This window comes from Planococcus citreus (assembly GCF_003664125.1).
In the GTDB taxonomy this organism is placed as follows: Bacteria; Bacillota; Bacilli; order Bacillales_A; family Planococcaceae; genus Planococcus; species Planococcus citreus.
Window position 1 is genome coordinate 722,231 of record NZ_RCCP01000001.1, and the last position, 13,713, is coordinate 735,943.

Sequence of the window (13,713 nt, forward strand, 5' to 3'; positions counted from 1 at the left end):
AAGCCTGGAAAGCAGCGCTTTCCAGGCTTTTAAATTGTGTCTTGCACAGGGACGTCCAGCGACCAAAACCCCGCTATATCAGCATTTCTCCCCCCATGAATTGCGTCGTGCGCAGGGACACTACCGAACACAACACTGTCCAAGTACTGCAAAGCTGCTTCATCGGCAATGATAGTAGCATTTTGATGCGTCTTTAATATCGACGCGGGAAACCCTTCATCAATTTCCCTAAGCACCAAACGGCTTAAAGCTGTGCTTTTTGCCGCACCCGAGACGAGCAGTAAAATTTCTTCGCTTCCCATAATCGTGGATATGCCCATCGTGATCGCCCGGTTCGGCACCAAATCGAGACTTCCGAAAAACTTGGCATTCGCGGTTCTTGTAGCTAACGTCAATTCCACGACATGCGTCGTTGAATCGAATGGAGTACCGGGCTCATTAAAGCCGATATGGCCATTGCCGCCCAAGCCAAGAATCTGCAAATCCACCTTGCCGCTGTCTTGGATGAGCTTTTCGTACGCCTCAGCTTCTGCGAATTCATCCACCGCATCACCTTTTGGAAGGTGCGTATTCTTTTTATCGATATCGATATGGTCGAACAGCCGCGTATCCATATAGTACCTGTAGCTCTGGTAATCGCGTCCGGACAATCCGATGTACTCGTCTAGATTGAATGTCTGGACGTGTTTATAGGAAGTGCCGTTCATCACATGGTCGGAAATCAATTCCCGATACAATCCTTTTGGCGTGTCGCCTGTCGCCATCCCCAATTTGATTTGCGGATTTCGGTGAAGTTTATCGATGACGTAGTCAGCTGCGATCCGGCTCATTTCGTTATAGTCTGCGACTTTAATTAACTTCATGACAGCTTCTCTTTCCTTTCTTAAGCATATGTCCCTGCCACATCAAAAGCTATGCCCTCACTAGACAGAAGAACTTTTGCCTCTACTCAAGGAGTCCCAGCATATCGCCACGAATTCACTGCCTTCCACTCTTCAAATCCAGCCATGATTATTGTTTCCGTTAAAATAAGCATACATTTTATGATAAATTTATGCTAATTAGAGACATTTTATTGAAGGAATATTATTGCAATTTGTGAAATTATTTTGACTATCCACAATAAAATCCACTAAAAAAACGAAAGGAGAAATCCGTCGTCATACTCAGCAGTTCTTATATCTATCCAAAAATAAAACGCTGTATCCATGAGCAGGATACAGCGTTTAAATTGTGTCTAACACAGGGACAAACGAACGGAAAAACTCCGCCACAACAAAGTTCCTGCCCGACGAATTGTGTCTAACACAGGGACATCTTACCGCCCAAGCATCCCTTTCACTCCGTCAGACACCGCGCCGGTGCCTCCGAAGATCGAGAAGCCATGATACACCGGCAGCTGCTGTTCGGTCGCTTTCGGGATGCGATCCGGGCGCACGAGCAAAATCGGCGCGTCGTTTTTCGCAGCCAACACAGAGCCCGTCAGCGCGTCCGGGAAGTCCAATCCGGTAGCGATAAAGGCGCGGCTGTCGCCGAGCGGAAGCCGTGTCGCGACTTCGGATCCGGTGTCGTAGCGCGATTTGCCGCCGAATCGTTCGGCATCCGGCAACTGGGCGAACACTTCTTCACTGACGGCGCCGGTGCTGCCGATGACGTAGCTCGACGTATAGCGTTCAAGCGCGGTAGCGGTCTCGTTTGGCAAGGAGTCGCTGCGCGTCAGCAAAATCGGGATGCCGTTTTTCGCGGCATACGGCGAAACCGATAAAGCATCCGGGAAGTTCAATCCGCTTGCGACGACCGCTCGCTCCGAGTCCAATTTCTCTGCGATCAACGCAGCGGTGTCATAGCGCGATTTTCCGCCGATGCGCTCAGTGGATAGTCCCATGCCTTCCAGTTCCGCTTCCACTTCTTCGGATATGGCGATGCTTCCCCCGAGGATGATCGCCTTGTCAGCGCCCAAACGTTCGATTTCCTCGCGCGTTCCGGAATGAAGTTCACCTGTACGCGTCAATAAAATCGGTGCATCTTCCAGGTAAGCGAGCGGCCCGCCAGCCAGTGCGTCCGGGAAATCGCCTGCAGTGGCGAGGACCACTGTGTTAGCTTCATCCCAGCCGGTTTGTGAAATCGCGATTGCCGTTTGATAGCGGCTAGTGCCGGATATGCGTTCCGGCATTTCTTCCGGCTCCGTTTCTTGCACGACAACTTCCAGCGCTTCGCTTTCATTGCCGTAGCGGTCGCGCACCAGTATCGTCAACGCGCTCCCCGCTGTTTGCTTCGGAATCGCCACGCTGAACGTGCCCGCTCCCGCATATCCTTCTTGGCGCGCGATTTCACCGTTTTCATTCTCAACAGTGATCACGGCGTCTTCTACGGGCTGATTCAAAGTGCCAGTGATTTCCGCCGAGCTTTCATAGACAGCATTCACTGACGGCTGTTCGATATCAAAAATCATCAACGCCGCTTCTGCATCGACCCGGCCGTGGCCGAAATAAAGGTCTTTGCCGGCAGCGCCGAGGTCGACCGAGGTATCATACAGCCGCTGGGCGATTTCTTCATTCGTCAAATCCGGCTCGTTCGCTTTCACGAGTGCTGCGACCCCTGCCACGACTGGTCCCGCCATCGAAGTCCCGCTCATCGATGAAAAGCTGCCGTCCGCGATTGTCGACCAAATGCCGGTGCCGGGTGCCGTGATGTCCTGGTCAGCACCATAATTTGAGAACCACGAAATCCGGTCAGCATGGTCTGTCGATCCGACCGCGATAACGTTTTCGTAACCCGATGGATAATGCGTCTCGTCCGTGTCATCATTTCCGGAAGACGCGATCACCAATACGCCGCGCTCATGCGCATAGTCAATCGCCGCTTGATAGGGCTCGCTCTTGTAATAATTGCCCAGGCTCATATTGATGATATCCGCCCCGGCATCCGCTGCGTAATAAATGCCTTCGATGACATCGGACGAATACGCCTCTTCTCCTTCGAACACATCAATCGCGAGCACCCCAGCGCCCGGTGCAACACCCGCGCCGTAAGTCCGGTTATTATGTGCAGCGTTGATGATGCCCGCAACATGCGTGCCGTGGTCGTCTTCGCTTATGCTCGACGCTGTTGCATAGGAACTGACGAGTTGCCCTTTCAAGTCTGGGTGGTCCAAATCAAATCCATTATCCAGAACGGCGACCAATACATCCGTCGTGCCCATCGTTTTCGTCCAGGCGCGTTCCGACCCGATCAATCCGTGATGATATTGGAATGAATAATACGGATCGTTTGGCACCGCCGTCGTCTTGAGCAAATGATCCGGCTCGACATTTGCCACGCCCGGCGCCGCGCCGAGTTCTTCTATGTATGCTTCTGCGCTTTGCCCTTTCGGCACCTCGACCGTCACCAGCTTATTGGCTGTATTGACCTCCAAAGCTTCGATTTTTTCCCCTGACAATGCATGGCTGCGTGCCCCCGCCTCCAATTCAACGATGACGCGATCGGTCTCGACAGCATCATCCGCTGACACTCCTCCTGCCATATGCAAAACCGCCGCTCCCGTCAGCACAGTGATTCCGATTTTCTTAGATGTATTCACATTGTTGGCCCCTTCCATCTGTTCTCCGTGGCTGGTAAATTCCCGCTTATTGTAACATCTCTATTTTCCAATTAATAGTAATCTACTTTCTGTTTTGGGAATAATTTCTTTTTTTAATATGACTGTGGTGGGTCAAATTGTGTGGTGTACAGGGACAAACACCATCTGCCAAGCCGCAAAAACCACATCCCCTCGCCTTTTTGGCATTGGGAATGCGGCTTGAATTGTGTGGCGCACAGGGACAACTCACGCCGCCTGCTGTTCTTTTTTTCACCGGTAATTGTGCCTGACACAGGGACATCCGAACGGTCAACCCCCGCCACAACAAAGTTCCTGGCATGCAAATTGTGTCTGACACAGGGACATCAAGTCCGACGCCGACCCCCGAACACGATGCCAACCCCTCCGCCAATCACAGCCCCCACATACGCCGCCAGTTCATAGCCTTCCAGTCCGGTATTTTCGTAAATATCCAATCCGCCCAAAAAGGTACCACCGATGACCAGCCCGAGAAACGCACCGGCGAACACCCCTGCAATCAATCCGATTATCCCACCCGCCAATTTTGATCGGCCTCTATGCTTCACGCCCAGCCCTCCCTATACATCCTTTCTCCTTATGTTCTCTCCCCCGCCGATAATTCCTCCATTCCTTAAATCCGTGACAATCGGATCAAATGAATCATATGCATTAAAAATAGATAGAATATTCGAACTATTAGTTTTATACTATAGCTGAATGAAGAGAAAGGGAGGGTTCTATGAAAAAGCTCATCAAAACCATTGTCGTTGTGTTGCTCGCAAGCCTGCTCGTGTCTCCTGGTGCTTTCGCAAAAAGTGACAACGCCAAAGAATCGCTCGTCGCAGTTGGCGATTCGATTCCGTTCGGCTTGAATCTCGGCCAGACCAACCAAAATCCGGCGAAGACCAGCTATCCTTATCTAATCGGCAAGCTCGCCGATCTCCGGGTGCGCAACCTCGGCGTGTCGGGCTGGCAATCGGATCAACTGCTCGAAGCTTTGCAGAACGACCAGAAATACCGCCAAGCCATCATCCACTCGGATTACGTCGCCGTAACGATCGGCAATAACGATTTTCTTGCCATTCTGCGCGAAGCCGCGATCGAAAGCGGCGGCAATCAACTAGCGTTCCAGCAATTGCTTGCAGCGAAACTCAACCAAAGCGATGTCTTCTCGAATATCCAGCAAATCATCACAGAAATCCGCACACTCACAGATTCACCGATTGTGCTCTATAATGTCTACAATCCGTTCCAGCTGACCGACCCGCTCCACTATATCGTCGATCCCCTACTCCCGGACATTAACGATGCTTTCGCCGGCCTCGCCTTCTCCAATGAAGACGTCTATCTGGCGGATGCTTACACAGCCTTCGGGAACGATCAAGCACTGTACGTCCTGCCGGGAGACATCCATCCGTCGAATGCCGGACAAGCAAAACTCGCTGAAATCGGCTTGGACGCTCTCGGCCTGTACTAAGCGCATAATCCCCAAAAGTTGCCTCCTTCGGCAGCTTTTTTTTCGTTGAATTGTGCGGCGCACAGGGACGCCAAAACCACAAAACCCCGCTTCAACCGCAATCACATACCCGAAATTGCATCTGACACAGGGACACCCAACAAAAAAAGCTTATCCCCGCCCACTTCAGGGTATGATAAACATTGTTGTGACAAAACCCAAAAAAGGAGAAATGTCCCGTGAATCATGTAACACTAAATAACAAACTCGAAATGCCCCAACTAGGCTTCGGCGTCTGGCAAGTCGACAACGACCAAGCTGCCGATGCCGTAACGACCGCGCTAAAAACTGGCTATACATCTATCGATACAGCCATGATCTATAAAAATGAAGAAGGCGTCGGACAGGCGTTGAAAGAAACATCCGTTCCGCGTGAAGATTTGTTCATCACCACAAAAGTGTGGAACTCTGACCAAGGCTATGACAGCACCTTGCGCGCATTCGACGAAAGCCTGGAGCGCCTCGGCCTCGATTACGTAGACCTTTACCTCATCCACTGGCCGACACCTGAATTCGACAATTACGTTGAGACGTATAAAGCGATGGAAAAACTATACAAAGACGGCCGCGTCAAAGCGATCGGCGTCTGCAATTTCCAACCCGAACATCTGCAGCGCTTGTTGGATGAATGCGATGTGCCGCCAGTTCTTAACCAAATTGAATGCCATCCATACTTGGCGCAAAATGACGTAAAAGAATTCTGTGCGCAGCACGATATTTTCGTGGAAGCGTGGAGCCCGCTTGACCAAGGCGGCGAAGTACTGAAAGACGAAGTGATCCAAAAAATCGCTGAAGCACACAAAAAATCACCAGCACAAATCGTCTTGCGCTGGCACCTGCAAAACAACACGATCGTCATCCCGAAATCCGTCACGCCATCACGCATCGAAGAAAACTTCAACGTCTTCGATTTTGAATTAAGCGAAGAAGACATGAACCAAATCAACGGGCTGGACAAAAACCGCCGCAAAGGCGCCCACCCGAACGAAATGAACGTCCGTTAACATTTCCATAAAAAAGCCCGTTCCTTCCCTGGAACGGGCTTTTTTCTGTTTGAATTGTGTGGTGCACAGGGACGAACAAACACACAAACGCCGCCGCAACAGGTTTTCCGGCCGGCAAATTGTGTGGCTCACAGGGACATTCCCTCCTCACCGATTTTTGGCTTTTTCCATAATGGCTTCCGCTTCCTCGTAGCTGATCGATAACTCTTGCGCTGATTCCCTCACGATTTTGTCCCCATCGATGAATTCTTCTGGACCTGCACTGTCAAGCTCTTCATGTACTTTATCCAATATATAGTAAAACACATCCAGCTCTTCTTCAGTCGGATACGCCCCTGCTTCATAGTCGGCCGGAATTTGGTCATTTCTTAACGACCCTGTTTCAATGACAAGTTCGTGGTTCGAGTAATCGCCCGCTTCCACTTCACTCGATCGCGCCCAATTTCCATAGGGAGAATGCTGGCCCTCTGCGAACGTCCGAAGTTCATCAATAGACCGCTCATCATCAATAACGTTAATCAAAACAGAATTATACGGCCCGTCATCCCCAGCTTGATTGACTGCATCGGTAATCAATAATTCAATCTGTTCCTCACAAATAAAAATATCATCTGGGAGCACCCAATAATCCCGGCGTATAATTCCCGCATCTTCAAAAACGTCCATTTCCAAAACACTGTATTCAGGAATCTCTACCTCTTCCACTTCAACACCTTGCTCACTTGCATTCGGGGAATCTGTCCCCGTTTGTTCTACCTTATCTTCACTGCATCCCGCTAAAAGTACAGCAATTGCCAGTAATCCAATATGCCATTTCTTCATCTATAGAACCTCCAATAACTTTTCAACTTCTCCACTCCACTTCCAGAATGTTCCTGGAAGCGACTCTCGTACGATTATCAAGCAACTTCCAGATCTATGCAAATATTTTCTGAAATGAAATTGTGTGGCACACAGGGGCGCAAACAATTTCCCAACACCAAAAAACCGCATCCCAGCGCCTTTTCGGCTTCCAGAATGCGGTTGAAATTGTGTGGTGCACAGGGACACAACTACAAATTCCGCTCCATATATCCCTTGCCCCAGTCGTACATCGAATCGAGAATCGGCATCAAGCTCTCGCCTTGTTCCGTCAGCGAATACTCCACTTTCGGCGGCACGACCGGATACACTTCGCGGTGGACGATCAAGTGATCTTCCAGTTCACGCAGCTGGTTGACCAACATGCGCTGGGTAATGCCGGGCATGAGTTTTTTCAACTCGCCGAAGCGCTTCGTGCCGGATTTCCCTAAATGCCACAACACGAGCATTTTCCACTTTCCGCCGATGATGGAAAGGGTCAATTCTTTTTCGCAATTAAATGTCTTCTCTCCCAAATTGGGCATTCGTTTTCCCTCCATCGTTCGCGCATTTCATTCTTATGATGTCTACTGGAATCCGTCGCTCACTGCCCCGAATCGACAGCGGCTGTGCGCGGTTCCAAAATGAATTTATTGAGCACGTGCAACACGCCTTCTTCGTTGTTCGACAAACTGGTGTAGTCCGCGAGCGCTTTTAATTCTTCGACGGCGTTGCCCATGGCGATGCCGAATCCCGCTGCTTTGACTAGGTCCGTGTCGTTGTGGTTATCGCCGATGCCGATCACATGCGAGCGGTCGATGCCGAGATGTTCGGCCAAGAAGTTCAAGGCACTGCCTTTATTCGCTTCCGGATGCGTCACTTCGAGGTAGCGCAGTTTGGATTTCTCGATGCACGCCTCGTCGCCGAGCACCGCCTGCAATTCTTCCTGCACCGGCGCGAGTGCTTCCGGTTCGTCGATAAACAGCAATTTCATGAAGCCGTTTTTCGCAAGCTTGAGGAGATCCGGCTCGATTTCATAGCCGACGCCGACTTCTTTGGAATACGCTCTGACTTGTTCGTTATCCACGGCGCTGTAGAGCACATCGTCTTGATAGACTTGGATATGCATTTGCTTCTCCGCTGCCAAATGGATGCATTTTTGTGCGATCTCGAACGGCACGACGCGCTCACGCAGCACTTCTCCGCTCGTCGCCGATTTGATCATCGCCCCTTGGTACGTGATCATCGGTGCATCGAGCCCCAACTCCAAGGCGATGCGCTGTGCGGACGGGTACATGCGTCCGGTCGCAATCGTCACGACCACTCCGAGTTCCACCGATTGCCGAATCGCTGTCATCGTATCTGTTGTCACCGTCAACTCATCATTCAATAAAGTTCCATCTAAATCAATTGCGATCATTTTATACATACACTTGCTCCTTCATATCAAAATAGTTTCGTTGGCGGGTCTTTTATTAAAATTAAGCGCTGCACGAGCGGCTCGCCATTCATTTCAATCAACACTGCCCTGTCACCGCAGTTCTCCATTCCATCAATTTTGCACCTCTGTGAGCGAGTTGTCCAATAGGTACGCTTGGCATGAAAAATAAGCTTGAGACGGAATCGCTTCCAGCCTCAAGCTTATTTCTGTGCTATTCCAAATTGGCGTGTGTGCCGAACATCGCATCGGCGGTAATGTGGTACTGCTCCATATACGCCAAGACGAGCGCGTCGTACACCACCAATAGCGATTGCTCGAACAACGAACCCATCGGTTGAATGGATTTGCCGATCGCGCCTTCCGCTTTCGCTTGTGCCGGGATGGTGATGTGGAGACCGGCAAGCTTGCCGATTGATGACGCCGGATTGGTCGTCACCGCTGCGACCGTTGCGCCGATTGCGTTGGCTTTTTCCGTCATCGCGATCAAACTGTCCGTTTCACCGGAACCTGAGCCGACGATGAACAAATCATTTTCCTGCAAACTCGGCGTCACCGTTTCGCCGACGACATAGGCGGTCAAGCCCATATGCACCATGCGCATGACGAACGCTTTCGCCATGAACCCCGAGCGGCCGCCGCCTGCGACGAAAATCTTGTCGGCTTGCGCCATCGCAGTGACCAACCGGGAAGCTTCCGCCTCGTCCACTTGCCCAACTGTATGCGCAAGTTCAGCTGAAATTTCATTCATAAATCCAGAAGCGCTCACGTTAAACCGTCACGCTTTCGTTCATCAGCGCCTTAATTTTCGCTGCTTCTGATTGCTTATCGTCTTTAGACGTGATGCCGCCCCCGACAATGATCAAATCTGGCTGCGCTTTGATCACTTCCGGCAAAGTTTCGAGCTTGATGCCTCCAGCAATCGCCGTTTTCGCATTTTTCACGACGCTTTTGATCGTGTGCAAGTCTGCGAATGAATCTTTGCCTTCTGCCTGCAAATCATAGCCCGTGTGGACGCAAATATAATCCGCTCCCAGCACGTCCAGTTCAGCGGCACGTGTTTCGATGTCTTTCACAGCGATCATGTCGACGAGAATCTTCTTGCCCAGTTTCTTCGCTTCTTCGACTGCGCCTTTGATTGACGAATCTTCCGCCTGCGCGAGAATCGTCACGATATCCGCTCCAGCAGCCGCGGCGTTGCCGACTTCATAAGCCGCCGCGTCCATGATTTTCACGTCCGCCAAGACTTCTAGGTGTGGAAACGCCGCTTTCACTTCGCGCACCGCTTTCAATCCTTCTTGGTTAATGACCGGTGTGCCCAGTTCCACGATATCGATCGACCCTTCCACTTCTTTGATCAATTCGATGGCTTGCGGAATGTCTACTAAATCCAATGCTAGTTGTAATTTCATCTATGTGTAGCTCCTCATATGCGTATTTTGATGCTTCCCCAGTGTAAGTCCTGCCCTACATCTTGGGAAGTACGCACTTTAACCGCACATACAGACAAAAAGTATACCGTCACGTGTCGAATTGTGTGGCGCACAGGGGCGAACGAACAGCCAAATGCCGCTGCAACGGGTTTTCGGCCCGCCAAATTGTGTGCAACACAGGGACAAGCAAGAAAACTCCCCGCCGAAATTGTGTGGCTCACAGGGACGCAAACCACCATCCGCAACACAAAAACCGCATCCCGGCGCCGTTTCGGCCACCGGAATGCGGTTGGAATTGTGTGGTGCACAGGGACAGCTGCAACAGCTGCAGCAACTACTTCTTCATCGCCTCATACTGGCGCACGACTTCTTTCGCCAGCTCGCTGTCGGCTTCAAGCCCGCTGACTTCTGTCAATACGCGCTCCGGCCCGCCTTGTGCGATCATCTCTTGGATTTTCACCGCTTCTTCGTCTTCTGCATAATCGAACAACAACGCCGCCGCGATCGCTTTCGCGAGATGCGAATACGCAAGTCCCGCTTTTTGCGCTTGCACGGCCGGGCGCACGAGGCGGTCTTCCGGGCCGAGCTTGCGGATCGGCGCGCGGCCGACGCGCGTGACGCCGTCGTTCAAATAGCTGTTTTTGAAGCGTTCGATGTTTTTATCGATATACGCGAGATGCTCGTCTTCGTCCAAGCCGTATTGCTTCACGAGGTACGCGCCCGTCTCTTTCAAGGTTTCCCGCACTTCTTGTTCGATTTCCGGGTCGGCCAAGGTTTCATCGATCGTCGTCTTGCCCGCGAGATAGCCGTAATACGCGATAACCGCGTGCCCCGTATTGACCGTGAACAGCTTGCGCTCAATGAACGGCGCCAAGTCGTCGACAATCGTCATGCCCGTTACGTGAGGAATATCTTCAGTCGTTTCAACAACCCACTCGTAATACGGTTCGACCAAGACATCAAGCGAATGGCCTTCCTGAATCGGCACGATGCGGTCTACTGCAGAATTAAAGAAATACACTTTGTCCGCGAGATCCGCTTTCGCTTCGTCGCTCAAATGGCTCAAAATATGCCCTTTCAAAATATCGGTCGCGCCGATCTGGTTTTCACAGGCAATGATGTATAATTTTTCCGAACCCGCGCTCATGTCCGTCGCCACATCCAAATCAGACGACGGCACCAAATCCGGCCCAGTCGCAAAATTGCTTTTAACGCGCGCTTCGATTCCTTTTGCAATTAACGGCGCAATGCGCGGCAAGATGTTTGGCCCGATCGCCGTCGTCAAATACGTCGCTTGCTGGATCTTCGCAATGACCGCCTCTTCGTCTTTCATATTATTGATGCCCGACACATTCTCCACCAAGACGCTTTCGTCCGTTTCCTGCGCCATGTTCACGCGGTACTGGCCTTGTTCGTTCAAGCCGTCGATAACTTGTTCCGCCACATCGACGAAACTGACGTGATAGCCGGATTCTGAGAACAACGCCCCGATAAACCCTCTGCCGATATTTCCTGCTCCAAAATGGATCGCTTGTTTCATTCAAATCATTCCTTCATCAAATTATTTTGTAAGTATTCGAAAAACAACTCTTCCAACTTGCCGCGGATGACGCCTTCATTCGACGACGAGAAAATCATCATCGCCGCTTCGCTTTCAATGAGGCTCGAACTAATCAAGCTCATGATTTCCTGTTCGCGCTCGCTTAATTCCACCGGCGTCAGCATCAACAATAGATTCGTCATCTGCACGTCGCGGCCGTCCATCCCTTTGACCGCACTCGGCGTATCCAAATGCACCACTTGGAACAGCAACTGACCGACCGACTCGTCTCGGCAATGAAACAGTGCCATATTGGTCCCCGGAATCCCGAGTCCCCCTTTCGTCTCGCGGTCTTTTAATTGCCGCAACGTGCTTTGGGCATCCAGCAAACCGCCTGACTCCATCCCGTCCAATACGTCTTCGAGCACCCGCCAATAATCGGTGCCGCGCATTTTCACGACCCCGAAATGCTCGATTATCGCTTCCATGCCGGTCTGTACTTGCTTGATGTCGAGCAGCAAGCGCCGGAGATCCGGCCTGTGCTTTTTGCCCGCATCGCCATAATCCTCCGCCGGCAAATACTGCTTGTTGCGCGTCACTTTCTGGATATTGTGCTGCAAGTAATTCTCGATATGGCTGATGTCTTGTTCGTTCAAAAGGGGGCTCACCATCAAATAATCCACATCGGTCACCGGCAGGCGGATCGTCGAAATGACCAGATCGTAGTCCTCAAAATTCGCCGCCTGAAAATCGTGGATCGACAAAATCTTCACCGTATCGATTTCCGGCAGCTCTTTTTGGATGCGGCTCGCCAGCATTTTCGACGTGCCGATGCCGGTCGGGCACACGACGACTGCGTCGATCTGCACGCGCTCTTCATTCATCAATAAGGCCGATCCGAAATGAAGCACGATAAACGCCACTTCGTCCGCCGAGAACTCGAGGTCGTCAAACTCCGTCTCCAAGGTCTGCTTGACCGCGAGAAACAGCATCGGGTATTTCTTCTTGATCTCGTCGGTCAACGGATTGAACGATTCGAGCTTTTGCTTGAGCCGGAAAATGAGCGGCTCCATATGCGCAAGCAAGCCTTGGTACAAGGAGAAATCCTTCGTCAAATCAACGCCGAGCTGCCCCGACACATCGCGAATCATATTCTTCACGAGTTTCCCGAGCAGCACACTGTCGTAATACAGCACATTGGACGCCTGGATTTTCGAACCCTTCAAGACGACCGCAAGAAACTCAATATCGCGCTCTGTCAATTCCACGCCAAGACGTTTATGCAAATCCTCACAAATCGCTTCGATGACGTGGTACTCGCCGTTCGGTTCACCCGCCGGCTCTTGCGCATCCAGCAACAAGCCATTCTCGGTGCGCTGCAGCGCCAACGCCAGATGCACGACCAAACCGGTATAATCGCTGTCGGCCAAGCGAATCTGTTCGTCGCTGATGTGTTCGCCGACCAATTTATTCGCCTCCGCGAGATAGTCTGGGTTGAAATAGCCGAGCACTTTTTCGTCCTGGGTCTTGCCGCGCTGCAAGTAATACAGGCTTTCAATGAGCTCTTCGTAGAAATGAATCAGGAAATACGCCGCCAGCGCATGGCGTTTATGCGCTTCCGCACCTGCCACTTCCACACCGACACCGCGCTGACGGGACAAAGTGACCGAGAACTTGCGCAGCCAATTGCCCAGCTCATCCAAATACGAAGTCAGCGTCGTCGTGCTGATGCCGAGCTGATTCGACAGCACCTGCTTTTTAAAAAACGCGCCTTCTTCCATTAAAATGACCAACAAACGCAGCTTTTTCTCCTCAGGCGTTGCTTCCGGCGCACTCGATGCCGCAAGCTTTTGCATCAAGCGGTAGATTTTTTCATTGTTGCCATCAATAAACAGCGCATCCGCCGCATTGCGCTTCATCGCAAGGCCGAACCCCTCCAATAGCTTATCCACCGATTTCAAATCCCGCTGAATCGTCCGCGCGCTGACATCAAGATACGTCGCCAAGGAATTGACCGTATGCTTCGCCGACATCCGCGTCACCAGCTCAATAATCGACTTTTCCCTAACCGTGACAAACATCCACTCACCTACTCCCTTGTCACCTTTCGTTGATGAAGACTTTGTAGAATCAAATACTGAGTCATAAACCGTGTTTTCCGAAGCTTACCGCTCGCTTTCCGTGGGGCGGGAATCGAGCCTCCTCATTCGCTACGAAAACCGCTGCTCCCACATCTGCATGGCAGCTGCGTCGCAAATGGATTCGCTCAGCTAAGCTTCACTCATCCATTCACTGCGGGGTCTCTCAAACCCGCTAGTCCCACAGGAGTCGAGCGGACGCT

General features: G+C 51.4%; 12 protein-coding genes. 2 read left to right on the top strand and 10 right to left on the bottom strand.

Features of this window, described 5'->3' with window-relative positions; translation table 11 throughout:
• Window positions 1-29: 29 nt before the first annotated feature.
• The 3 genes from nagB to DFR62_RS03660 form a co-directional block, all read right to left on the bottom strand.
• Window positions 30-863, bottom strand: a complete 834-nt coding sequence (gene nagB / locus DFR62_RS03650; RefSeq protein ID WP_121298105.1) for a glucosamine-6-phosphate deaminase — start codon at window positions 861-863, stop codon at window positions 30-32.
• Between the two features lie 455 nt (window positions 864-1,318).
• Window positions 1,319-3,580 carry a cell wall-binding repeat-containing protein gene (locus DFR62_RS03655; RefSeq protein ID WP_158290840.1) on the bottom strand — a complete coding sequence of 754 codons (2,262 nt, stop codon included), beginning with the start codon at window positions 3,578-3,580 and terminating at the stop codon, window positions 1,319-1,321.
• A 365-nt stretch (window positions 3,581-3,945) separates the two neighbouring features.
• Complete coding sequence (locus tag DFR62_RS03660; protein WP_121298107.1) at window positions 3,946-4,167, bottom strand: hypothetical protein; 222 nt, start codon at window positions 4,165-4,167, stop codon at window positions 3,946-3,948.
• A 173-nt stretch (window positions 4,168-4,340) separates the two neighbouring features.
• Here DFR62_RS03660 and DFR62_RS03665 point away from each other — a divergent pair, with 173 nt between their 5' ends.
• Together DFR62_RS03665 and DFR62_RS03670 are read left to right on the top strand one after the other, a co-directional pair.
• Entirely contained in the window at window positions 4,341-5,078 is a 738-nt protein-coding gene (locus DFR62_RS03665) for a GDSL-type esterase/lipase family protein (RefSeq protein WP_121298108.1), read from the top strand.
• 218 nt (window positions 5,079-5,296) lie between these two features.
• Complete coding sequence (locus DFR62_RS03670) at window positions 5,297-6,121, top strand: aldo/keto reductase (RefSeq protein WP_121298109.1); 825 nt, start codon at window positions 5,297-5,299, stop codon at window positions 6,119-6,121.
• 147 nt (window positions 6,122-6,268) lie between these two features.
• Here the strand turns inward: DFR62_RS03670 and DFR62_RS03675 are convergent, their stop codons facing one another.
• The 7 genes from DFR62_RS03675 to DFR62_RS03705 form a co-directional block, all read right to left on the bottom strand.
• Window positions 6,269-6,943: a hypothetical protein gene (locus DFR62_RS03675; RefSeq protein WP_121298110.1), complete on the bottom strand. Its 675-nt coding sequence runs from the start codon at window positions 6,941-6,943 to the stop codon at window positions 6,269-6,271.
• Between the two features lie 230 nt (window positions 6,944-7,173).
• Window positions 7,174-7,506, bottom strand: coding sequence for a winged helix-turn-helix transcriptional regulator (locus DFR62_RS03680; RefSeq protein ID WP_101190983.1), 333 nt, complete (start codon window positions 7,504-7,506; stop codon window positions 7,174-7,176).
• A 59-nt stretch (window positions 7,507-7,565) separates the two neighbouring features.
• Window positions 7,566-8,390, bottom strand: a complete 825-nt coding sequence (locus tag DFR62_RS03685; RefSeq protein WP_121298111.1) for a Cof-type HAD-IIB family hydrolase — start codon at window positions 8,388-8,390, stop codon at window positions 7,566-7,568.
• A gap of 223 nt (window positions 8,391-8,613) precedes the next feature.
• Window positions 8,614-9,150: a 6-phospho-3-hexuloisomerase gene (gene hxlB / locus DFR62_RS03690; protein WP_121298112.1), complete on the bottom strand. Its 537-nt coding sequence runs from the start codon at window positions 9,148-9,150 to the stop codon at window positions 8,614-8,616.
• A 19-nt stretch (window positions 9,151-9,169) separates the two neighbouring features.
• Complete coding sequence (hxlA, locus tag DFR62_RS03695) at window positions 9,170-9,811, bottom strand: 3-hexulose-6-phosphate synthase (protein ID WP_121298113.1); 642 nt, start codon at window positions 9,809-9,811, stop codon at window positions 9,170-9,172.
• Between the two features lie 355 nt (window positions 9,812-10,166).
• Window positions 10,167-11,372 carry a mannitol-1-phosphate 5-dehydrogenase gene (locus DFR62_RS03700; protein ID WP_121298114.1) on the bottom strand — a complete coding sequence of 402 codons (1,206 nt, stop codon included), beginning with the start codon at window positions 11,370-11,372 and terminating at the stop codon, window positions 10,167-10,169.
• A gap of 5 nt (window positions 11,373-11,377) precedes the next feature.
• Window positions 11,378-13,453, bottom strand: a complete 2,076-nt coding sequence (locus DFR62_RS03705; RefSeq protein ID WP_121298115.1) for a BglG family transcription antiterminator — start codon at window positions 13,451-13,453, stop codon at window positions 11,378-11,380.
• Window positions 13,454-13,713: the final 260 nt, after the last annotated feature.